This window comes from Streptomyces sp. NPDC031340, from assembly GCF_055569945.1.
In genome coordinates this window covers 15,758-37,378 of sequence record NZ_JBVIIE010000050.1, presented here as the reverse complement: position 1 = coordinate 37,378, position 21,621 = coordinate 15,758, and the positions used below count along the sequence as shown (strand labels likewise).

The 21,621-nt window shown below is 70.7% G+C and carries 22 protein-coding genes; 15 read left to right on the top strand and 7 right to left on the bottom strand.

Going from position 1 to position 21,621, the window contains the following annotated elements:
• Positions 1-40 precede the first annotated feature (40 nt).
• From ACZ5GT_RS31060 to ACZ5GT_RS31045, 4 genes are all read left to right on the top strand, one after another.
• On the top strand, positions 41-3,016 hold the full coding sequence (locus ACZ5GT_RS31060; RefSeq protein ID WP_469032813.1) for a BTAD domain-containing putative transcriptional regulator: 2,976 nt from the start codon (positions 41-43) through the stop codon (positions 3,014-3,016).
• A gap of 26 nt (positions 3,017-3,042) precedes the next feature.
• Complete coding sequence (locus ACZ5GT_RS31055; protein WP_469032811.1) at positions 3,043-3,816, top strand: prepilin peptidase; 774 nt, start codon at positions 3,043-3,045, stop codon at positions 3,814-3,816.
• A 78-nt stretch (positions 3,817-3,894) separates the two neighbouring features.
• Positions 3,895-5,094 (top strand): cyclic dehypoxanthinyl futalosine synthase, encoded by a 1,200-nt coding sequence (gene mqnC / locus ACZ5GT_RS31050; RefSeq protein WP_469032809.1) that lies wholly within the window; start codon positions 3,895-3,897, stop codon positions 5,092-5,094.
• Between the two features lie 7 nt (positions 5,095-5,101).
• Positions 5,102-5,590, top strand: a complete 489-nt coding sequence (locus tag ACZ5GT_RS31045; protein ID WP_469032805.1) for an imidazolonepropionase-like domain-containing protein — start codon at positions 5,102-5,104, stop codon at positions 5,588-5,590.
• Between the two features lie 120 nt (positions 5,591-5,710).
• Here ACZ5GT_RS31045 and ACZ5GT_RS31040 read toward each other — a convergent pair whose 3' ends face one another.
• A complete protein-coding gene (locus tag ACZ5GT_RS31040) occupies positions 5,711-6,730 on the bottom strand; it encodes a glycoside hydrolase family 18 protein (protein ID WP_469032802.1) in 1,020 nt (339 codons plus the stop codon).
• A gap of 444 nt (positions 6,731-7,174) precedes the next feature.
• On the opposite strand from ACZ5GT_RS31040, the gene ACZ5GT_RS31035 reads away from it, so the two are divergent.
• Entirely contained in the window at positions 7,175-7,870 is a 696-nt protein-coding gene (locus ACZ5GT_RS31035) for a demethylmenaquinone methyltransferase (RefSeq protein WP_469032799.1), read from the top strand.
• 21 nt (positions 7,871-7,891) lie between these two features.
• Here ACZ5GT_RS31035 and ACZ5GT_RS31030 read toward each other — a convergent pair whose 3' ends face one another.
• Both ACZ5GT_RS31030 and ACZ5GT_RS31025 read right to left on the bottom strand, forming a co-directional pair.
• Positions 7,892-8,230 carry a PASTA domain-containing protein gene (locus ACZ5GT_RS31030; RefSeq protein ID WP_469032797.1) on the bottom strand — a complete coding sequence of 113 codons (339 nt, stop codon included), beginning with the start codon at positions 8,228-8,230 and terminating at the stop codon, positions 7,892-7,894.
• A 112-nt stretch (positions 8,231-8,342) separates the two neighbouring features.
• Entirely contained in the window at positions 8,343-8,849 is a 507-nt protein-coding gene (locus ACZ5GT_RS31025) for a GNAT family N-acetyltransferase (RefSeq protein ID WP_469032795.1), read from the bottom strand.
• Between the two features lie 97 nt (positions 8,850-8,946).
• On the opposite strand from ACZ5GT_RS31025, the gene ACZ5GT_RS31020 reads away from it, so the two are divergent.
• Both ACZ5GT_RS31020 and ACZ5GT_RS31015 read left to right on the top strand, forming a co-directional pair.
• A complete protein-coding gene (locus tag ACZ5GT_RS31020) occupies positions 8,947-10,263 on the top strand; it encodes a geranylgeranyl reductase family protein (RefSeq protein WP_469032792.1) in 1,317 nt (438 codons plus the stop codon).
• Between the two features lie 17 nt (positions 10,264-10,280).
• Positions 10,281-10,661 (top strand): hypothetical protein, encoded by a 381-nt coding sequence (locus ACZ5GT_RS31015; protein WP_469032790.1) that lies wholly within the window; start codon positions 10,281-10,283, stop codon positions 10,659-10,661.
• An 810-nt stretch (positions 10,662-11,471) separates the two neighbouring features.
• Here the strand turns inward: ACZ5GT_RS31015 and ACZ5GT_RS31010 are convergent.
• Positions 11,472-11,672 carry a hypothetical protein gene (locus tag ACZ5GT_RS31010; protein WP_398273542.1) on the bottom strand — a complete coding sequence of 67 codons (201 nt, stop codon included), beginning with the start codon at positions 11,670-11,672 and terminating at the stop codon, positions 11,472-11,474.
• Between the two features lie 1,076 nt (positions 11,673-12,748).
• Here ACZ5GT_RS31010 and ACZ5GT_RS31005 point away from each other — a divergent pair.
• The 7 genes from ACZ5GT_RS31005 to ACZ5GT_RS30975 all read left to right on the top strand — a co-directional run bounded on the left by ACZ5GT_RS31005 (position 12,749) and on the right by ACZ5GT_RS30975 (position 17,499).
• The gene (locus tag ACZ5GT_RS31005) at positions 12,749-12,961 is read left to right on the top strand and encodes a hypothetical protein (protein ID WP_324786328.1); all 213 of its coding nucleotides are present in this window, start codon (positions 12,749-12,751) and stop codon (positions 12,959-12,961) included.
• Positions 12,962-13,338: 377 nt separating this feature from the next.
• Positions 13,339-13,551, top strand: coding sequence for a hypothetical protein (locus ACZ5GT_RS31000; protein ID WP_469032787.1), 213 nt, complete (start codon positions 13,339-13,341; stop codon positions 13,549-13,551).
• Positions 13,552-13,624: 73 nt separating this feature from the next.
• Positions 13,625-15,529, top strand: coding sequence for a hypothetical protein (locus tag ACZ5GT_RS30995; RefSeq protein ID WP_469032785.1), 1,905 nt, complete (start codon positions 13,625-13,627; stop codon positions 15,527-15,529).
• Between the two features lie 222 nt (positions 15,530-15,751).
• Entirely contained in the window at positions 15,752-16,408 is a 657-nt protein-coding gene (locus ACZ5GT_RS30990) for a hypothetical protein (protein ID WP_469032783.1), read from the top strand.
• A gap of 133 nt (positions 16,409-16,541) precedes the next feature.
• Entirely contained in the window at positions 16,542-16,838 is a 297-nt protein-coding gene (locus tag ACZ5GT_RS30985; RefSeq protein WP_398273556.1) for a transposase, read from the top strand.
• Complete coding sequence (locus ACZ5GT_RS30980) at positions 16,838-17,200, top strand: IS3 family transposase (protein ID WP_469032779.1); 363 nt, start codon at positions 16,838-16,840, stop codon at positions 17,198-17,200. Before ACZ5GT_RS30985 ends, ACZ5GT_RS30980 begins: the two co-directional genes overlap by 1 nt.
• Positions 17,201-17,265: 65 nt before the next feature.
• Positions 17,266-17,499, top strand: a complete 234-nt coding sequence (locus ACZ5GT_RS30975) for a hypothetical protein (RefSeq protein WP_469032778.1) — start codon at positions 17,266-17,268, stop codon at positions 17,497-17,499.
• Between the two features lie 30 nt (positions 17,500-17,529).
• Here the strand turns inward: ACZ5GT_RS30975 and ACZ5GT_RS30970 are convergent, their stop codons facing one another.
• The 3 genes from ACZ5GT_RS30970 to ACZ5GT_RS30960 form a co-directional block, all read right to left on the bottom strand.
• Positions 17,530-17,922 (bottom strand): helix-turn-helix domain-containing protein, encoded by a 393-nt coding sequence (locus tag ACZ5GT_RS30970; protein WP_469032776.1) that lies wholly within the window; start codon positions 17,920-17,922, stop codon positions 17,530-17,532.
• Positions 17,923-18,568: 646 nt separating this feature from the next.
• On the bottom strand, positions 18,569-19,195 hold the full coding sequence (gene def / locus ACZ5GT_RS30965; RefSeq protein WP_469032774.1) for a peptide deformylase: 627 nt from the start codon (positions 19,193-19,195) through the stop codon (positions 18,569-18,571).
• Positions 19,196-19,689: 494 nt separating this feature from the next.
• Positions 19,690-20,496 (bottom strand): C40 family peptidase, encoded by an 807-nt coding sequence (locus ACZ5GT_RS30960; protein WP_469032771.1) that lies wholly within the window; start codon positions 20,494-20,496, stop codon positions 19,690-19,692.
• Between the two features lie 763 nt (positions 20,497-21,259).
• On the opposite strand from ACZ5GT_RS30960, the gene ACZ5GT_RS30955 reads away from it, so the two are divergent.
• Positions 21,260-21,619, top strand: coding sequence for an NADH-quinone oxidoreductase subunit A (locus ACZ5GT_RS30955; RefSeq protein ID WP_003992243.1), 360 nt, complete (start codon positions 21,260-21,262; stop codon positions 21,617-21,619).
• Positions 21,620-21,621: the final 2 nt, after the last annotated feature.

Below are 21,621 nucleotides of genomic sequence, written 5' to 3'. Positions count from 1 at the left end.
CGCCGTCAACTCCTCCCACAACAAACCCAGGACACCCGCCATGCCGCGACGCCGCACATCAAGTTCGACGGGCAGCTCGACGAGCAGTCCGACGGTCCCGAGGAACCGCACCCCGCAACCCGTGCGCGTGCGGCGGCGCAGCTTCGGGGACTTCGTCAAGGCGCTCCTCGCGTTCGTCGCGTTGGTCGTCCTGGTCGTCGGGGTGCCGGGCGCGCTGGCCGTGTTCGTGGGGTGGCCGTTGCCGCACGGGGCGCCGAAGCTGGAGTGGCTCCAGCAGGAGATCACCGTCACGACGTTCCTGCACATCCTGACGGTCGTGGTGTGGCTGGCCTGGGCGCAGTTCACCGCCTGCGTGCTGGTGGAGGTCAAGGCAGCGCTGTCCGGCATCGGCGTCCCCGGGCGGGTGCCCGGCGCCGGCCCCAGCCAGTTGCTCGCCCGCCAGCTCGTCGCCGCCCTGCTGCTCGTCGGCGCCACCGCCGCCAGCCTCACGCCGGGGCTCTCGCAGCTCGGGCATGGCCTGGAGGGCAACCACAAGCCCGCTGTCGCCGCCGCCCAGGCGACCCCCGGACTGTTCGCGCAGCAGCAGGAGCAGGCCGCCGACACCGCCGCCGCCCTCGCCGAACAGGCCGCGCACGCCGCCGCGCACGCCGACGGCGGCAGCGGCGCCCGGCAGCACGGCGACACCAAGTACTACCGGATCCAGCCGCCGGAAGGGCGTCACCACGACTCCCTCTGGGAGATCGCCCAGCGCCACCTCGGCGACGGGCGCCGGTACAAGGAGATCTACGAGCTCAACAAGGACCGCGTCCAGCCCGACGGCTCCAAGCTCTCCGAGGCCAGCCTCATCCGGCCCGGCTGGATCATGGAGATGCCCGGCGACGCGCACGGCGGCGAACTCGTCGAGATGCCCGACCCGGGCGCCGACGTGTCGCCGGAAGTACAGCAGCAGATCCACGACTACGCCAAGAGCGGGGAGCACGCCCAGCCCGCCGGGCAGCACGGCGGGCAGGTGTCCGTGCCCGAGCAGCGGCCCGCCCCCGACGCGCAGCCCCGCGAGCACGCCAACCCGGGCGTCGGCCGGTCAGCCGGCCAGGAGTCCGGCCACGAGTCCGGCCAGGAGTCCGGTCACTCCTTCGGGCTGCCCGAGGCGCTTCTCGCCGCGCCCCTTCTCGCCGCCGGTCTGCTCGGCGCCCTCGGACGCCGTCGCCGGCAGGCGCTGTGGCAGTCGGCGCTCGGCTCGGCCGGTGGCCGGCGCGGCATGGAGCCGCCCACGCCCACCGGCGACGCCGCCGACGCCCAGGACGCCCTCCTGGTCGGCGCCGACCCCGAGGCGGTACGGCTCCTCGACCGGTCCCTGCGCGGGCTTGCCGCGCAACTCGCGGCTGAGTCGCGGCCGTTGCCTACCGTCTACGCGGCCTGGCTGACGGGCGGCGACCTCCACCTCCAGCTCGCCCAGCCCGCCGGGAAGCCGCCCGCGCCCTGGCAGCTCGGGCAGGACCAGACGTTCTGGATGCTGGCCCGCGCCGACGCCGAGCGGTACGAGGACGCCGACACCGCCGCGCCGTACCCCGGTCTCGTCAGCCTCGGCACCATGGACGACTCGCGGCTGCTGCTCAACCTGGAGTCCGTGCCCGGCATCGTCTCCCTCGGCGGACGCGAGGCCGACCGGGCCGCCGTGTTCGCGTCCGTCGCCGCCGAACTCGCCACCAACGGCTGGTCGGACCGCATGACGATCACCCTCGTCGGGTTCGGCGAGGACCTCACCCCGCTCGCGCCCAACCGGCTGCGGCACCTCGACGGCGTCGACGCCCTCATAGAGACGATGGAAGCGGAGACGCGGCAGCGGCGCGGTGCGCTGGGCGCGGCCGGGCACGACTCGGTGCTGACGGGCCGCACCGGGCCCGCGCAGCACACCCGTTGGGCCCCGCACCTGGTCCTGCTCGCCGCCCAGCCGTCCGCCGAGGACGCGGTCAAGCTCGCCGAACTCGCCGCCGACGCGAGCCGCTTGGGCATCGGCTACCTCGTCGGCACCGAGACCGGCGAGCTGCCCGGCGCCGCCTGGGAAATGGAGATCACCGGCGAGGGCAAGCTGCTCGCGCCGCTGCTCGGCCTCGAACTGGAGGCGCAGCTCCTGCCGGTCGCCCAACAGCGCGCCGTCGTCGAACTGTTCGTCGAGGCCGACCCGGAGCACGACCCCGACGGGCCCACCACCACCCCGCCGTTCCTCGTCGACATCAGCGAGCAGGGGCGGCCCGCGGTGTACGCGCGGCTGGTCGGGCCGTACGAGATCATCGGCCTCGACACCCCGGACGGCGAGCGCAGCGCCCTGCTGCACGAGGCGCTCGCGCTGCTGCTGCTGCACCGCGAGGGCGTGCACCCGCGCGTGCTGTCGTCCGCGCTGTGGCCGCGGGGGGTCACGCCGGACGTGCGGGACGCGCTGCTGGAGCGGCTGGGCGCCTGGCTCGGCACCGACCCGGACGGCAGCCCCCGGCTGCGTACCGACGCGACCGGGCGGCTCACGCTCGCCAAGTCGGTCGTCTCCGACCTGGACGTGCTGCGCTCGCTGTACCACGAGGCCACGCAGGGCAGGGGCGTCGACAGCCGGGCCGTGCGCGGCCGGCTGCTCACCGACGCTCTGGTGCTGGTGCGCGGGCCGCTGCTCGCCGACCGGCCCGGGGGCCGCTACCGCTGGCTCACGCACGAGATCGTCGACGCCCAACTGCCGCTGCTGGTGGCGGACATCGGGCTCGCGCTGTCCGCGTTCCACCTGGAGAAGGACCGCGCGGAGCGGGCCATCGAGGCGCTCGACGCGGCCCTGAACTCCGCGCCGGGCGACGAGCGGCTGTGGCACGAACTGCTGCGCGCCACCCACGCCACCGGTGACGCGGACAAGCTGCGCGCCGTCGCCGCCGACCTGGTGGGCCGCAGCGGTGCGCGGGGCCTGCCGCCGCGCACCGAGGCGCTGCTCGACGAACTGCTGCCGTCGTGGCGCACCGGCACCGCCGCGGTGGGATGAACACGGCTGCGATGAGCACGGGCGGGATGAGTACGGCTGCTGTGAACACGGCTGCTGTGAGCACGGCCGGGTTGAGCACGGCCGCGCTGGTCGCCGTCGCCGCGCTGTGGGGTGCGGCGGCGGGGATGCTGCTGCCCCGGGCCGCGTACCGGTTCTCGGTGCCGGCGGGGGAGCCGTGGCGGGCGGAGTGCCCGGGCGGGCATCCGGTCGGCGGCTGGGCCGGACCGGCCCGCTGCGGGGCGTGCGAAGGCGCCAACGCGCCCTACGGCTCCCGTACCCCGGTCCCCGTCACCGCCCTCGTCTGCGCCGTGCTCGCCGCCGCCACCGGCACCCGGCCCGAACTCGCCGTCTGGCTGCTGCTCGCGCCCGTCGCGGTGCTGCTGGCGGTGGTCGACGTGCGGGTGCAGCGGCTGCCCGATCCGCTCACCCTCCCGCTCGCCGGCGCCGCCCTCGCCCTGCTCGGCGCCGCCGCGCTCGTCCCGGAGCACGCCGGCGACTGGCTCACCGCGCTGTACGGCGCCCTGGCGCTCGGCGGCGCGTTCTTCGTGCTGTTCCTCGTCAACCCCGGCGGCATGGGCTTCGGCGACGTGAAGCTGGCGGTCGGCCTGGGCGCGGTCCTCGGCTGGTACGGCTGGCCGACGGTGATGCTCGGCACGTTCGCCGCGTTCCTGCTGGGGGCGGTGTACGGCGGTGCGCTGGTGGCCCTGCGGCGGGCCGGGCGCAAGACGGCGATCCCGTTCGGGCCGTTCCTGATCAGCGGCGCCTTCCTGGGCCTGCTGATCGGGGCGTACACGGCCTGACGTCGGCCGCCCGACACCGCTGACGTAGGCTGGTCCGGTCTGTCCACACCCTTGACGACTCCTGCGAAAGGGACGCCGGTGACCGAGAAGGCCGACCTTCAGTCCGTCCTCGACCGTGCCGCCGCCGGTGGGCGGATCACCCCCGAGGAGGCGCTCGACCTCTACCGCGACGCCCCGCTGCACGCGCTGGGCGCCGCCGCCGACGCCGTACGCCGCCGGAAGTACGCCGGCATCGAGCACATCGCGACGTACATCATCGAGCGCAACATCAACTACACCAACGTGTGCGTCACGGCCTGCCGGTTCTGCGCCTTCTACGCTGCCCCGAAGGACACCGAGAAGGGCTGGACGCGCGACCTCGACGACATCCTGCGCCGGTGCGCGGAGACCGTCGAACTCGGCGGCACGCAGATCATGTTCCAGGGCGGGCACCACCCGGACTACGGCGTCGAGTACTACGAGAAGCACTTCGCCGCCATCAAGAAGGAGTTCCCGGAGCTGGTCATCCACAGCCTGGGCGCCTCCGAGGTGGAGCACATGGCCCGCATCAGCGGGGTCTCGGTGGAGGAGGCCATCACCCGCATCCACGAGGCGGGCCTGGACTCCTTCGCGGGCGCCGGCGCCGAACTGCTGCCGGAGCGGCCGCGCAAGGCCATCGCCCCGCTGAAGGAGAGCGGCGAGCGCTGGCTGGAGATCATGGAGGCGGCGCACCGGCTGGGCGTGGAGTCGACGTCGACGATGCTGATGGGCACCGGCGAGACCAACGCCGAGCGCATCGAGCACCTGCGGATGATCCGGGACGTGCAGGACCGCACCGGGGGCTTCCGGGCGTTCATCCCGTACACCTACCAGCCCGAGAACAACCACCTCAAGGGCCGCACGCAGGCCACGATCTTCGAGTACCTGCGGATGATCGCCATCGCCCGGCTGTTCCTGGACAACGTCCAGCACATCCAGGGCTCGTGGCTGACGACGGGCAAGGAGGTCGGGCAACTGTCGCTGCACTACGGCGCGGACGACCTCGGCTCGATCATGCTGGAGGAGAACGTCGTCTCCTCGGCCGGCGCCAAGCACCGCTCCAACCGGCTGGAGATCATCGACCTGATCCGCAAGGCCGGGCGCGTCCCCGCCCAGCGGTCCACCACCTACGAGCACCTCGTCGTGCACGACGACCCGGCGAACGACCCGGTCGACGAGCGGGTCGTCTCGCACATCTCCTCGACGGCGATCGAGGGCGGCACCGCGCACCCCGAGCTGAAGATCCTCGCCTCCAACTGACGTACCGGTGCTGACCATTCACGCGGCGGACGAGGTCCGCCCCAGCTGGGACGAGGGCGCCGAGCCCGTCAAGGACGGCGCCGTCCTGGTGTCCGGCACGCGCGTCGAGGCGGTGGGGCCGTTCGCCGCCCTCGTCGAACGCCACCCGGACGCGCGGGTACGGCGCTGGCCCGGCGTCCTCGGACCGGCCCGTGTCCACGCGGGCCCGCTCCCGGACGCCCCGAGCCCGCGCGAGCGCATCCACGCGGTGCTGAAGCTCGGCGCGACGGCGGTCACGGAGGAGCACGCCGGCTCGCCCGAACTGCGGGCCGCGGCCGCGCGCAACGAGGTGCGCGTACTGTCCGCGACGGCGACGCCGGATCCCACGTCGGCGTCGGTGCCGGCGCCGAGTCCCCGCCTCGAGCCGGCGGCGCGCGCCGACCTCGCCGTCTTCGACGACACCGGCGCGTGCCTCGTCACGGTGTGTGCGGGGCGCCTGGTGCACCGGCGCCGCTGAGCGCTCCCGTCGGCGGTGCCGTGTCGTGCCGTCGAGCGTCTGCGGCGCCGTCGTGGCTGGTCGCGCAGTTCCCCGCGCCCCTTCCGGGCGTTGTCGGACCGCAGGGGCCTCGCGACCAGCTCAGCGCGCGAACGCCCTGCCGAAGGCGCCGGAACTCTGCTTCACGCCGCTGCAGTCGGTGGCCGCCTTGCCGGACGCCGCGTCGTCGCCCGCGCACTGCTGGTCCCGGAACGTCGACCACATCGACACCCAGGCGATCTTCTTCTCCTCCGCGAACGATCGAACCTGCGCCGCGTCGGCGAGCGTGAACGTCTCACCGGCCACGTCGTTGACGCCGATCATCGACGTCAGCGCCATGCCCTGCCAGGCGGCCGCGTCGGACAGCCCGAACACCTCCTTCAGCTGCGCGTGCGCGGCCTCGGCTGCGGCGACGGCGTAGTCGCCCATGTCACCGGTGTACGACGTGCCGTAGTTCATGGTCATCAGGTTCACCGTGGACACCTGCACGTCGTGCTCGTTCGCGGACCGCAGGAGTGCCAGGCCGCCGTCGCCCAGGCCGGACGGCATGACCGGCAGGGTGAAGGTGACCTCCAGGCCGGGCCGGTCGTGCTGCAGTTTCGCTATCGCCTGCGAGCGCAGGGCGATCGAGCCGGCGTCGGACAACTGGTCGCCCTCGACGTCGAAGTCGGCCTTCGAGGTGCCCGCCGCGTCCAGCGCCTGGCCGTAGGCGTCGGCGAGCGCGGCGGCGCTGGCGCAGTCCGATGCCAGTTCCTTGCCGGCGGCTCCGCCGAAGGAGACGCGGACGCCGGCGCCGTTCGCCTTCAGCTGCGAGATCCGGGTCTTCACGGCCGGGTCGGCGATGGCCTGCGTGCCGTTCCACATCGGGGTGCAGCCGCTGCCGGAGGAGAGCACGAAGGCCAGGTTGTAGGTCGCCGGGGAGCCGGCGGAGTCGTTCTCCGAGGATCCCGTGGCACCGACGTACGGGGCGAACCCGTCGGCCGACTCCGCTGCCGGGGCGCTCGCCCGTTCCGACGGCCTGGGCGCCGAGTCCGCGATGCCGTCGGAGGCCGCGGAGCAACCCGTCGTGGCCAGGGCGAACAGACAAGTGAACCCGGCCGCCGGCTTCAGGAAACTCCGCATGGGACATGCACCCGCTCTCGTGATCTTCGTCTCAGGGCCGTAAGGCCTGATGCCAAAGGGAAACGTACGAGAGCGGCTTGTGTGCGAGAAATCCATGGAACATGTCGCGTGTTTCTCGCGAACAGGACCGTTCAGAGTCATCAACCGGTCCACGTCTGCGCTCCGCAACATGGGTACTCGGTGAGGGACGTGGCGTACCCGGCATCCGTACCGGAGCCGGTGACCGTACCGGGGCCGGAGCCCGCACCCGTACCGGCGTACCGGAGCCAGTGGTCGGTGCGGTTCCCACCGACGCCGGGGCGGAGGAGGAGAAGCCTCCGCCCCGGCTCCCGGACTGCCGTGCCGACCGGACCTGTTCGTGCCGCCGTGCGGCCGGGCGGGGGACGTGGCGGCGCGCGGGAAGCCCCGGCTCCTGCCGTGACGGCGTACTGCAACAATGGGCGCGTGACCCGCGCATCCCTGGACAAGCAGCCGCACGAAGTCGCCTCGATGTTCGACAACGTGGCCGAACGGTACGACCTGACGAACGACGTCCTGTCGCTCGGGCAGGACCGGCGATGGCGCAAGGAGGTCGCCAAGGCGGTCGACGCGCGCCCCGCCCAGAAGGTCCTGGACCTGGCGGCCGGCACCGGGACGTCCTCGCTGCCCTTCGCACGGACCGGCGCCTACGTCGTCCCGTGCGACTTCTCCCTGGGCATGCTCAGCGTCGGCAAGAAGAACCACTCGTGGCTGCCGTTCACGGCGGGCGACGCCACGAGGCTGCCGTTCCGGGACGACACCTTCGACGCGGTGACGATCTCCTTCGGGCTGCGCAACGTACGGGACTTCGACGCGGCCCTGCGCGAGATGTACCGGGTGACCCGGCCCGGCGGGCGCGTCGTCATCTGCGAGTTCTCGCACCCGACCTGGGCGCCCTTCCGCACCGTCTACACCGAGTACCTGATGCGCGCACTGCCGCCGGTGGCGCGCGCGGTGTCCTCCGCCCCCGACGCCTATGTCTACCTCGCCGAGTCCATCCGCGCCTGGCCCGACCAGGCCGCGCTGGCCGGGCACCTGCAGAAGGCCGGCTGGTCGAAGGTGGCGTGGCGCAACCTCACGGGCGGCGTGGTCACCCTGCACCGCGGATTCAAACAGGGCTGATCAAGGGCTGATCAGGGCTGATCAGACAGGGCTGGCGACGGTGGACGGATCGCCGGGCTCGTCGAGTTCGCGTCGCAGTCCGCCCCCGGGCGGCCGCGGCACGCGCGGCTCGTGCACCCCGGCGCCTCCGCCGCCCTCTCCCGGCCCGAAGCCGAACCAGACGTAGACCACGGAGTCCCGCGGCACCTCGCCGCCCGGCGGCGGGTACTGCCGGACGACGTAGTCGACGGGGGTCCGGTGGAAGTCGGGCCGGTCCGGGGCGTTCAGGAACAGGCCGCACGCTGCTGCGGTCTCGCGGGCGTCCATGGCCATCAGTCCGACAAGCCGCGGTACGCGCACTTCGGGTGTTACAGGCGTCATGTGCACAGATGTCACCCCCAGCGGTACTGGCAGGGTAACTCCGGCCCGGTTCCACCCGGAAGCGCTGCGTGTTTTTCTGTGACAGTCGGTCACCCAGGGTGACGGATCACGGTCACAGCTCCAGCCGGTAGCAGCGCCCCTCCCGCTGCGAGGTCGGCGTCATGAAGACCTCGGCGAGGCGCATGCCCAGCCGTTCGATCACCGCGACCGAGCGCTTGTTGTCGGCCAGCACCATCGCCACCACGCTGGGCACGCCCGCCGCGCGCAGGCGTTCCAGCGTCATCTGCGCGGCCGCGGTCGCGTACCCCTTGCCCCAGTGCTCCCGCCCGAGCCGCCACCCGATCTCGATCTCGCCCGTGGGGCCCCACTCCTGCGGCCACGGCTGCGCGCCGGTGAAGCCGATGACCCGCCCGGACGCGTCGAGCATGGTCCACAGGCAGAAGCCCAGTTCGGCGTCGTGCCGGCGCTGGCGGGCGGTCAGCTCCTCGTAGACCGACAACTCGGCGGGCTTGCCGCCGTGGAACTCCATGACGTCCGGATCGTCGAAGATCCGGTGCCAGGCGACGGCGTCCTCGTCGGTGGGGACGCGCAGCCTGACGACGGGCAGAGCATGGTTCACGGGGCAGCCCTTCAGCCGGTGATCGATACCGCTGAATAGACTGCCCATGTCCCGTGCCCCTCGGCACACAGATTTTCGAACTTGGGGAGATCCCGCCGTGACCGCCGTGACCGAGCCCCACTCCGAGCCCGTTTCCGAGCCCTTCTCCGAGAACACCGCCGATGTGATCGTCGTGGGCGCGGGTCCGGCCGGTTCCACGACGGCGTACCACCTGGCGAAGGCCGGACTCGACGTCCTGCTGCTGGAGAAGACCGAGTTCCCGCGCGAGAAGGTGTGCGGCGACGGACTCACCCCGCGCGCGGTCAAGCAGCTGGTCGCGATGGGCATCGACATCTCCGAGGAGGCCGGCTGGCTGCGCAACAAGGGCCTGCGGATCATCGGCGGCGGTGTCCGGCTCCAGCTGGACTGGCCCGACCTCGCCTCCTTCCCCGACTACGGCCTGGTGCGCAAGCGCGACGACTTCGACGAGCAGCTCGCCCGCAACGCCCAGAAGGCGGGCGCCCGCCTCTACGAGCGCTGCAACGTCGGCGCCCCCATCGTCGACGACCGCACCGGCCGCATCACCGGCGTGCACGCCAAGCTGGGTGAGGAGAAGCGCCCGGTCACCTTCCACGCGCCGCTCGTGGTCGCCGCCGACGGCAACTCCAGCCGCCTGTCCCTGGCGATGGGCCTGCACCGCCGCGAGGACCGCCCGATGGGCGTCGCGGTCCGCACCTACTTCACCTCCCCGCGCCACGACGACGACTACCTGGAGTCCTGGCTGGAGCTGTGGGACCGGCGCGGCCCCCAGGACCGTCTGCTGCCCGGCTACGGCTGGATCTTCGGCATGGGCGACGGCACGTCCAACGTCGGTCTGGGCGTACTGAACACCTCCGACTCCTTCAAGGAGCTGGACTGGCGCGAGGTGCTGAAGGCGTGGTGCGCGTCCATGCCGGAGGACTGGGGCTACACGCCGGAGAACATGACCGGCCCGATCCGCGGCGCGGCCCTGCCGATGGCCTTCAACCGTCAGCCGCACTACACCAAGGGCCTGCTGCTGGTCGGCGACGCCGGCGGCCTGGTCAACCCCTTCAACGGCGAGGGCATCGCCTACGCCATGGAGTCCGGCCAACTCGCCGCCGACGTCATCGTCCAGGCGAACGCGCGGGCCACGTCCGGCGGGCGCGAACTCGCCCTCCAGCGCTACCCGCGCGTCCTCAAGGACACCTACGGCGGCTACTACACGCTCGGCCGCGCCTTCGTGAAGCTCATCGGCAACCCGAAGGTCATGCAGATCGCCGCCCAGCGCGGCCTGACCCACCCGCTGCTGATGAAGTTCACCCTCAAGCTGCTGGCCAACCTCACCGACCCCACGGGCGGCGACGCGATGGACCGCATCATCAACGGCCTGAGCAAGGTGGCGCCGCGTTCCTGATCACAGAGCCGGCGATCATGCCCACGGCATCGGTCTCGTTCGAGCGGGCGAGGCGCCGGGGTGCACGAACCGCGAGCGCCGCGGCAGTCCGGCTCGCGACGCTGCTGCGGCGCTTCCCGACGCGCGAGGCGCTGCTCGCCCGAGGACGCTCTCGTCACGTGGGTGCGCGACTGCGTCGACCGGACGGCCGGCTAGCAGGGCGTGACCGCTCGCCCGTGCCGGAGCGCGGGCCGGCACGGACCGACATCGACGGCATCGGTCTGTTCACTCTGACGGCCGCCCTCGCGTGGCTCGGCGATCAGCCCTCGCTCGCGTCCCGCGTCGACCGCCAATTCGAGATCGGCGCGAGCGCGATCCTGACGAGTGCGGGGAGCGGCCGCGCGGATGACGCCGCGTAGTGGTTCTTGGCCGAGTGTCATATGGCGCTCCATAAAGGCGGGGCAATTACGGATCATCGTTTCGGTTTCTTTCGTGGAGGGTGACTTCTAATCGGAAACCGACATTCGAGTGGGCGAGTAGTGGATGGTTTCGACCGGCTGAGTGCTTTCTCTGATCTGCGTGTCGCGGCTGAATATGTGCTGCGGCTCTGTCTCAGGGGGCGTGACCTGCTGCTTTAAGGCGGTGCTGTTGATTGCCGCCCGGTCCGGACACTCGCTCCGGTGATTGTTATGTCGTGTTCCGTGGGTAATGTCGCGTTCCTGGACAGGGGTTTCCCTGTGGTTCGAAGGAGGATCGATCAGTGAAAAGCATTGTTCGGGCCGTGGTGACCACGGTTCTGACCGCGGGGGCGGTGGTCGTGCCTTTGTCGGTCTCGGCGGCGGCCGTTCCCGGAGCCGCCGCCCGCGGCCCCGTCGTGGTGGCGGGGGCAGACATTGTGGTCCGGTCGGTGCAGTGGTGTGACAGTCACCGCTCGCGGCACGATCGCAACGAGTCGGGCTGGGGTTGCTCCCGCAGCAGCCATCTTGAGTGGGTGAAGGGCCGCCACCGTCATCATCACCACGACTGGTCCTGTGACCGGCGGAGGCGTGGATAGTCCGGCGGCCGCATAGGGCGCCGTCCGCCGCCACATGACAGTGACGGCGGACGGCGCCTACTTGTGCGGTGGGATTGCACCGCCTCGCGGTGCGGTCGCTGCACGCGGTGTGCTGCCGGTTTCACGCGGCCGACTGCGGCTGCGGTGCCGGTCGGCACTGTCGCGCTGCGGGGAATCAGCGGCGGTAGATTGTCAGGACCGAGCCGTTGATTTCAATACGCCGCCTGCTGAGTTGTTCGCCGCAGCGCAGGGCTGTGAGGCAGCCGCGCAAAGCGGCCATCTCTTCCCTGTCGAGAACCGCCAGGGCCATGTTCATCACGTCGGCCAGAGCGGAGGCGGTGCTGCACTCGTGGAGTTCTTCCGAGAGCAGGATCACCGGTTCTCCCGTCCTGCCCCGGACGACGGCTGTGGTGGACGATCCCTGAACGACGAGCACATGCACCCCTCCCCCGAAGCCTTGGCGGTCCAACCTGCTCGGCTCGGGCAGAAAGAGAGGATAGCCATAAAGTTTCGCTCTTTCATCTCTCCCGGACGGAATTATCCCGTGCCCGTGGGTTCTTGAAAGGACGGCGGGCGTGCACGCACGTCCGGGAACGGGGCAGGGACAGGCGAAGAGGCGTCTGTGCGCGGCCTGTTGCTCGCTTCGGGCCCGTGTCGGCGGATCCGTGAACCACGGGCGTGCGAATGTTTGTTTTGTTTTTCTGTTCGTTGCGGGGACGGCTTTCACGGTGTGGGCCGTGGTGACGGCGCGCGTGGGGCCGGCGCCGCCAGTCGGGGGACGATCGCCGAGACCACGGTGAGCGCCGAGCGGGAGTCGGTGGCCGCGCCGCGTGTCGCCTGGCCGCCCTCTCCGAGTGCCGACCTCGTCTTCCGCGTCCCTGCCTCAGCGGCCTCGTCTCCATGGCCTGCCGGGGGCTGTGCCGACCCGCCCTGTCCGTCTCTGTCCGTCCCGACTGTGTTGTCCCTGCCTGGTTCCGTTGACCTGGGCTGTGTGTTCTGGGGCGTTCGGTAGGTGTTGGGCCGTGTTCTGATCTGACATGTCTTTTGGGGTTAAAAGAGTTGCCTGGGTGGTTTGCGCAGCGTCGCAACGTCCGCTAGTGTCCAGAGCCTCCGGACAAGACGTCCGGAGGCTCTGGATGACGGTGTGGGTGCCGGCCTCTGTATTTCGCGGGGGCTTCGGTGTCCGTGCCGTGCTGGAAGGGCGTAAGCCGGGCTGCTCCTCGGTCCGGTGGTGCCCGTGGGCGGCTTCCGTGCGGCCTGGCTCGACAGGCGCGCGGGTGGCTGTTCATTCCAGGCGGGTGCCGACGGGAAGTCGGCACCCGCCCCGGAGCGGAATCGATGGTGGCTGCGTGCGGGTGGACGGTGCAGGGCCGTTGACCACGGCAACCGTACCCGGCTCAGGCCGGGCCCATCGGTTCCACATTCCTTACCTGCGATAGAAAGGCGTTCTTCGTGAACATCGAACAGCTCGAGGGCGAGTCCGCGCAGCTGCTGCCCGGCCGTGAGGCGCTGGGGAAGTTCTCGTTCAACCTCACCAGGATCACCAACGTCACGCGCAAGGCCGCCTACGTGGACGCGCACAACGAGTCGCTGGCGGCCAACCAGCTCTCGCCGTTCGCGGTCGCCCAGTCCCAGGCCACCCAGGTCATCGGTATCTCCCAGTAAGCATCTGGGATACCGCATCCGGTAGCGCGTTTCCGGTGCCGCACTCGGGACCGCAGCCGGGTGCGGCACCCGCACCCCAGACGGTATCGAGCTCGGTGTCGCTGTCGGCGTCGGAGCCGGGTGTCGCCGTCGGTGCGGTCGTCAGGACCGCATCCGGGATGCCGCAGCCGGTGTCGTAGGCGGCGTCGCAGCCGGTGCCGCTCGAGGGCACCGCAGTCGGTGTCACATCTGGGGTGCCGTGGTGCTGTATGGGGCGAGTTGCCTGCCGGGCCGGTGCCCGCCGGCCCGGCAGGCGTCCGTCTGCCCGGGAAGGGTGTTGTGACCCTGCGGGCGAGGCGGTCTCCGTTCGTGTCGTTGACAAGGAAATGAGGGCTTTCGTGAACTTCGACGAGATTGAGGAAGAGTCCGCGCAACTGCTGCCCGGCCGTGAGGCGCTCGGGAAGCTGAAGTTCAGTCTCACTCGGATGACCCGGGTCACGGCCAAGACCGTGGATGTGGCCGCGCACAACGAGTCGCTCGCGGCGAACGACGTTTCGCCGTTCGCGGTGGCGCAGTCCGAGGCGGCGCAATCGGTGTGTATCCGCCAGTAGCCGGCCGGGCTTCGTCGGGTTGTCTGTGACTGCACCGGGTGCGGACAGGTCCGCGTCCCGGGGGGAGGAATGTGTGACGGTGGCCGGTGATCAGGATGTCGATGCTGTCGGTCTGCCGGGTCAGCCGCCTGGCACTGGCGGGGTCTTGGCCGGTGAGGGTGACAGCCCCACGGTTCTGCTGCCGCTGGACACACGTACTCTGCGGCTGGGAGCGGTCGGCGGTGGCCGGCTGTCCCCGGCCGCGCCCCCGGCCCTGCGGCTGAGCCGTGGTCTGGAACGGATGGGCGAGTACAAGGGGTCGGGGTTCACCGAGCCGAAGTACCTGGTCCGCCGGGGCGACGGCCAGGTCATCCAGCTGTCGCGGCTGCTGTATCTGGTGGTGAGCGGTATCGACGGCACCCGTGACGCGGAGGCCGTCTCGCATTTCGTCAGCGCCCGCTACGGCGCGGAGGTCACCGTCGGCAACGTGTGCTATCTCGTCGAGAACAAGCTCACTCCGCTGGGTGTGGTGGTCGCGGCGGATGCGGATTCCGACGAGGCCGACGGCCCGCGTTCGGACCTGCTGCTGGCGCTCAAGGGCCACCGGGTGATCTTCGGTGACCGGCAGGTGGCGCGGATCGCGGCCGCACTGGCGTGGCTGCACCGGCCGTTGGTCGTGGCGGTGGTGCTGGCCGCCACGCTGGCCATGGACGTGTGGCTGTTCGCGATCCACGGGGCGATGTCGCCCGTGCTGCGTGTTCTGGAACAACCGGTCTGGATGCTGATTGTTTTCTTCCTGACCGTGGCCTCGCTGGTCTTCCACGAGTTCGGGCATGCCTCGGCGTGCCGTTACAGCGGCGCCACACCCGGGAAGATCGGCTGCGGCATTTTCCTGATCTGGCCGTCCATGTACACGGACGTCACGGACGTCTACCGCATTGGGCGGGGCGGCCGGCTGCGGACCGGTCTCGGCGGTGTCTACTTCAACGTCATCTTCATGCTGGTGCTCACCGCTGCGTACACGGTGACCGGGCAGCCCCTGTTTCTCGCGGCGGTCTATCTCGCGCATTTCGAGGTCCTCGAGCAGCTGATGCCGGCGGTGCGGCTGGACGGCTACTACATCCTGGGTGACCTGGCAGGGGTGCCGGACCTGTACGGCAAGGTCAAGCCGATCCTGCTCAGCATGGTGCCGGGCCGTCCGGTGCATCCCGAGGTCGCGGACCTCAAACGCTCCGCCCGGGTTGTCGTCACCGTCTGGGTCGTCACCATGATCCCGCTCCTGGTGGCGGAGGTCGGCTACGTCCTATGGAATCTGCCCCGCCTGCTCACCACGAGTCTGCGGTCCCTGGCCGACCAACTCACCGGCACGTACGCGGCGTTCGGCGACGGTCACTTCGGTGCGGGTGCGGTCGGTGTGATCGGCAGTCTCATGCTGGTCTTCCCGATGGCCGGAGGGGCCTATCTGGCAGTGCGGCTCGGCAGCCGTCTCGTTCGCAGCGCGGTGCGCGCCACCCACGGCAATACCCCGCTGCGGATGCTGATCGCTGCCGTGGCGGTGGCGGGTGCCATGGTTCTGGCCGGGGCGTGGTGGCAGGGGGAGACCCCCCGGCCGCTTCCTCCCGCACCGCCGGCGGCTCCCGCTCTGCAGCCCGGTGTTCCCACCCAGCGCCCGACATCCTCCGCTGCGCACACGCCTCGGCCCGGCACTCCTTCCGCACAGGATTCCTCGGCGCCGCGCGGTACCACGAGACCCGGTCCTGCTGCCGGCGCCACGTCATCTCCCACCGTGCACTTCCCATCAGCAGGCTTCACCGGGACGCCGTCGGCCTCGGCGGGCAGGGACACAACCGGACCGGTGAAGACAGCCCCCAAGCCTTCTGCCGGCAGCCCGTCACCGACTGCAACCAGTGCCGCGCCGTCGGTGTCGGCCACCGACTCCGTTCCCCCGGCTGCCTCCTCACCCCCCGCGTCGGATGCCGAGTCCACGGTGCCGCGCTGAAAGAACCGGGACCGACCCCGCTCACTCGGGTCCACCCCCACGAACCCTGCCCACCCCCCACCTCCCCCCACCTCCCCCCACCTCCCCCCACCTCCCCCCACCTCCCCCCACACCCCCCACACCCCCCACACCCCCCACACCCCCCACGCCCCCCACGCCCCCCGCTGTTTCTGTGAAGAGGAACGGACAATGACCCACCGCAAACCACGCAAGAGTTCCGTCATGAAGACGGCTGCCCGCATCAGCATGGTGGCCACCGCCGGTATCGCCATGGCCGCGACGAGCACCACGGCGAGCGCGACCTCCGGCAACCTGTACATGCCTCGCGACATGTCCGCCGCCGTGGACATGGCCCGCACGCATGCCGACCGCATGCACGTCGACCAGTTCGACGAGTCCTTCCAGGTCCACGAGTTCGGGCCGCTGGTCGCGGTGACGGCGAACAACCGGGCCACGGCCGAGTCGGCGGGCTGCTCCCCGCTCGACCCGTGCCGGTCGGTCGCCCTGTCGTACCAGATCGTCACCACGGCCGGCCGCAACGCTCGGCTGATCAACGCCACGAACATCAGCCGGGCGGTCAACTACCACTGCGACAGTTGCCAGACCTTCTCCGGCGCCTACCAGTTCGTCGTCGCCACTCCGCAGAAACTCACGCTCAGCAGCGCCACCCGCGGCCGGCTCGACGACATCCACCGTGAGGTGGCCGCCCTGAGGGCGTCGAATCTGTCCATCTCCGAGGTCCAGAGGCGCGCCGATGCGTTGGCGCAGCAGGTCAAGACCATCCTCGACCGTGAAGTGGCCTCGGCTCCGCGCACCGCGAGCGGTGACCCGCTGGCCGACTTCATCCCCACGGTCACCCTGCACCGCCACGTGGCCTGACCGAAGACGCGGCTGCCGGGGCGGAGTCCTGTCAGCACCGCCCCGGCAGCCGTGAAACCGGCCGCACCGGCCGGCCCCGACCCAACGCTCGCTTCCTGTCCCCGAGAAAACCGCGTCCGAGAACGGAAGGATCATGCCCCGCCGCTATCCTCCCGCCCTGCGCCGCAGGGCTTTGGACCTGCTGTCCGAAGGGCAGTCCGCCAAAGAGGTCGCCATCGCACTCGAGATCGGCCGACAGACGGTGTACCGCTGGCGCCGCACGTATCTCCCCCACCCCGCTGACCGGCGCACTCGCTCCCATGCCATGGAGATCGGGGTCGCTCGTGCCCGCATCGCCGAGCTGGAGAACCAGCTGGTCATCCACCGCCGGTTCACCGAGTTGCTGAGCGATGTGGTGCCCCCAAAAGACGGTTCGAGATCATCGAGGTGATGGCGGCGGAGGGCCATCCGGTCCGCTCGACGGCTGCGCTCCTGCACATTTCGGAGTCCGGCTACTACTCCTGGCGCCGCCGCGGCCCCTCTCGCCGCTCGCTGCGTCAGGCCTGGCTGACCCGCCTCATCCTGACCGTCTACAGATCCTCCGGCGGCGTGTACGGCTACCGTCGCATCCACTACGAGCTGAACCACCGCTACGGCCTCAGCGTCAGCCACGGAACTGTGGAAATGCTCATGCGCCAGGCAGGCATCCAGGGACAGCACGGCGCCCCACGGCTCATGCCGGCCTACTTCGAGGACTTCGGATCCCGGGAAGAGGCGGTGAATACCGCCGTCACGGCCCCCGAAGGCCGGTGAACCGCTCAACAGACCGCGCATCGACCCCGGAACGTGATCGCTCACATCGAAAGAGAAGGCCAGCCGTGGACATCACGCCTGAACTGCCCATCACGCCGCTGCTCCGGCAGCACCTGCCGCAAGGAGACCTTCCTGCCGCCCAGGCCCACCAAGTAATGCTCTACTGCGCTCTGGACGCGGCCTGCGTTCCCCCGCTGCTGCGGGACAACGACGCCATCGCCACCATCGCGGAACTGGACTATCCGGCGGTCCGTGCGGTGATCGACTGGGTCAAATCGGCCGGCACCCGGTCCTACTGATGCGGTGTACCGCCCTCGATGTCTCCACGATCACCTGACGTCGGCGTCGACTTCATCCTCCGCGGCGCTGCGCAGGAGTGACTCGACCAGCACGGAAACATGCCTGCGGTCGGTGGAGCTGAGCTTTTGCACGCTGGCGATCAGGATCGCGACCTCCGGATCGGTGATTCCGGGGGTGTCCTCGAAGTACAGGTTCACCCCGCAGGCTTCGGCAGCGGCCCGGTGCACAGGAGCAACCGGCACCCCCAGTCCTTTGGCCAGCCCCTCCAAGGTGGTCTGCTGGGGCATCTGGGCCAGTCGTTCAGAGGTTGCCAAGTGGTGGACGGTCGAACGCGAGATGCCGCCGCGGCGGGCCACATCGCTGTAGGACCATCCGTGTTGCCTGAGTTGGTGCTTGATGAGTTCCTGCAGTGGGTTCGGCACTGCTCCGTCTTCCTGCTCAGAGGTCGCTTCCGTGTTCGGGTATCAGTGAGTCTAACGACCTGGTGCGATGTTGGTCTCGACCGCGTACCGTCAGATGCCGCTCACCGGGCCGTTCGTCCCACCCACGGACCCTCGCCGGGAGCGGGGGAACGCACCACGCACGGACCAACGATCAGCTGATCGGAATGAAACGGGCCAGGGCCCGTCCGGCCCCGCGGGGCCGGCACCTGCACGCGTCCTGCACTCGTCCTGCACGCGTCCGGCGCATTTCCGGTATGCGCGGTGCACGGCCGACGGGCCGGAAACGCCGGTCGGCCCCGAGCCGAGGGGGCCCAGCGGTGTTCGGTGCGGGTCCGCCGGCCCTGGTGCCCCGGGTGTTGCCGGCGCCGGTGCGCCGACGCCCGGTGTCCGGGAACGGAGGCGGTAGCCGACTGTCCGCCCTGCACCCGTGTCGCGCGCGGGTTCGGGGAAACCGGAAGGGCCGCTGCTCTTCCGGCTCATCCCTGCGCGGTGATCCCTTGTGCGGCGCGGGCGGCCTGGCCGTCAGGCGGCCCGCGCCGCGTTTTCGAACCTCATTGCCGCCTCGGTACGCCGCTGACTCGCAGGAACCGAGGCGCCGCCAAGGCGTGACTCAGCCGCTCGGGAGTCAGCCGCTCAGCGCCTCGACGTTGGCGGCCCGGCGGGCGAACACCTCCTCCCGCCGGTCCGCCGCCTGCCGCAGGGCGTCGGCGCGGTCCCGCCGGGACAGCCGGTCCAGGTAGACCTGACCGTCGAGGTGATCGGTCTCGTGCGCGAGGCAGCGCGCGAAGTACCCGGTGCCCTCGACGGCGACCGGTTCGCCGTGCTTGTCCAGCCCGTGCGCCACGGCCCGGTCGGGGCGCGGCACGGCCATCATGGCGCCCGGGACGGAGAGGCAGCCCTCCTGCTCGTCGAGCAGCCTGCGCCCGGCGGGGTCGAGCGGCTCCAGCACCGGGTTGACGAGGTGGCCGACGTGCCGGACCCCGTCGTCGTCAGGGCAGTCGTACACGAACAGGCGCAGGCCGACGCCGACCTGGTTGGCCGCCAGGCCGGCTCCCTCGGCGACGTACATGGTCAGGAACATGTCGTCGATGAGCGCGGCGAGATCCGGCCCGAACTCGGTGACGTCCCGGCACGGCTTGTGCAGGACCTCCTCACCCACCTCGGTGATCCGCCGCACCCGCCCGCGCCGCGCCTCGGGCGCGAGCGGCGGATACGAGTCGACGGGCTTTCCCTGCACGAAGACACTGGGCATCGCTGTCTCTCCTTGTCGCGAGAACGCGGTGGAGGGACGACGGGGCCCGGTCCGCCGGAGCCCCTCCCGTCCACCGCACCTCATGACAGCAGAGGACGCGCGGCCCGCGCAGGAGAACACCGGCCAGGGGCGGCGCGGGGGCGTCCGGGGTGCTCCGGGGTGCTCCGGGCTGTTCCGGGACGCGCCAGGGGTGCTCCGCGGCGGTCCGGGCCGTTCCCGGACGCGCCAGGGCCGTTCCGGGGCGCGCGCCGGGGTGTTCAGGGCCGTTCCGGGCTGCTCCAGGCGGGCACGCTGGGGTGCCGGGCCGTTCCAGGGAGCGTTGGGGTGCCGGGCTGTTCCAGGGCGCGCCGACGCGTCGGGGCCGTTCCCGGGGCGCGCCGGAAGGGCCGCTGCCCCCGAGCGGCCGCGGCCCTTCCGTGCGTCGGTCGTGCCGCGCGGTCGTGCCGCGCGGTCGCGTGAGCGCCGGTGTCAGCGCTCGCGTCAGTGGTGTGCCGTCAGAGCACCCGCACCGCGCCGGTCGGCGGGTCGTAGGACAGCGGCCGCTCGACGACGCCCGACGACGGGTTCTGCGCGCCGACGAACATGCCGCCGCCGACGTACACCGCCACGTGGTACGCGCTGCCCGCGCTGCCCCAGTACAGGATGTCCCCGGGCTGCAGGTTGCTGAGCGAGACCTGCGTGCCGGCCGTCGACTGGTCCTGCGACACCCGCGGCAGGCTGATGCCGACCTGCTTGAAGGCCGTCTGCACCAGGCCGGAGCAGTCGTAGGCGGACGGACCGGTGGCGCCGGAGACGTAGGCCTTGCCGACCTGCGCCTTGACGAAGTTGACGATGGCGGCGGCCGAACCGGTGGCCGTCGACGTCGAGGTGGTCGTCGCGCTCGTCGTGGTGGCGGTGAGCGTGGGCCGCTCGGCGGTGCGCGAGGCGCGCTCGGCGGCGGCCCTGCGGGCGGCCTCCTGGGCGGCCTTCTTCTTGGCCGCGGCCTTCTGCTTCGCCTCCGCGAGGTCCGCCTTGGCCTGCTTCGCGGCCTTCGCGGCTGCCGCGTCACGCTCGGCCTGCAGCTGGTAGTTCGCGGCCGCCTGCTGCGTCGCGTCCGCGGACTGGGCGACCTGAGCGGCCAGGTCGGCCGTCAGGGTGGGCAGTTGCAGCGTCTGCGTCTGCTCGGCGGCGCTCGCCGAGGCCGACGCGCCCGCCGCCGCCATGCTGAGGACGCCACCGGCAACTCCGGCGCGCACCGCGATACTCGTCGTCGGGTTGCGGCGGGGTTTCCGGTGGCTACGTATGTGAGCGGTGTGGGACATGGGTACAACCGGTATCAGGGGCTCCTCCATACCTTCAAGGAACGTGTGCTGCGCCACACTTGTTCAACGGAGGCCCCAAATCCCCCTTCCATCACTCTTTATTGACGCCGTAACGGACATTGCGGACGTGACCCCTCGGGCCCGTGATCACGGTCTTTCGCCAATAAGCCCGAATTGCCCCGCGCCTACCATCGGTTGGGCCGGATGGCCAAGCCCGCTTTTCGGGCGGCTCTTACGGATGTGGCGGAGGTCACGCAACGATCACGGCGGAGGGTGCGTCGTGCGCGTGGGTCACGGCTTGATCGCGACCGGGTCACGACCCGGGGCCGCTCGTGAACGCGTGCACGCGTCCACATCGCGCCCGGGGTCTCCCTCCGAGGTGTGAACGGCGCCTCTAGCAGCGCCTCGCGTCCAACGCCAATTTGCATGCAAGGGAATCGTCTTGATAGTGAGACGACCCTCCTGAGCTGCATCGACGAGCGAAAATGTCACCTCTGGTGATCACTCTGACGCATCTCGTACGAAGATCACGCCTGATCCAAGTTCATGATCCTTCGTCAGGTGGTGGAGATCACAAAGCTTGTGCAATACCCCGTGTCGCAGATCACAGACGGGCGGGCATAAGATGCGAGGCAGTTGGGCTTGTGACCTGCTTCACATGTTCGCGATCTTCGTCGGAACGGACGGGGTTCGTGTGACGGGCGGGGCGGCCGCGGGCCCGGCATCGCCAGCAGTCAGTGCCGACTGAGAGGAGCGAGGAGCGGTGAACGCGTATGCGCCCATCCTCGTACTGGGAGCCCTCGGGGCAGGCTTTGCGATCTTCTCCGTGGTCATGGCCACGCTGATCGGTCCGAAGCGGTACAACCGGGCCAAGCTCGAGGCCTACGAGTGCGGTATCGAGCCGACCCCCACGCCGGCCGGCGGCGGGCGCTTCCCCATCAAGTACTACCTGACGGCGATGCTCTTCATCGTCTTCGACATCGAGATCGTCTTCCTCTACCCCTGGGCCGTCACCTTCGACGCCCTGGGGATTTTCGGGCTCGTGGAGATGCTGCTCTTCGTGCTCACCGTCTTCGTCGCCTACGCGTACGTGTGGCGGCGCGGCGGCCTGGAATGGGACTGAGG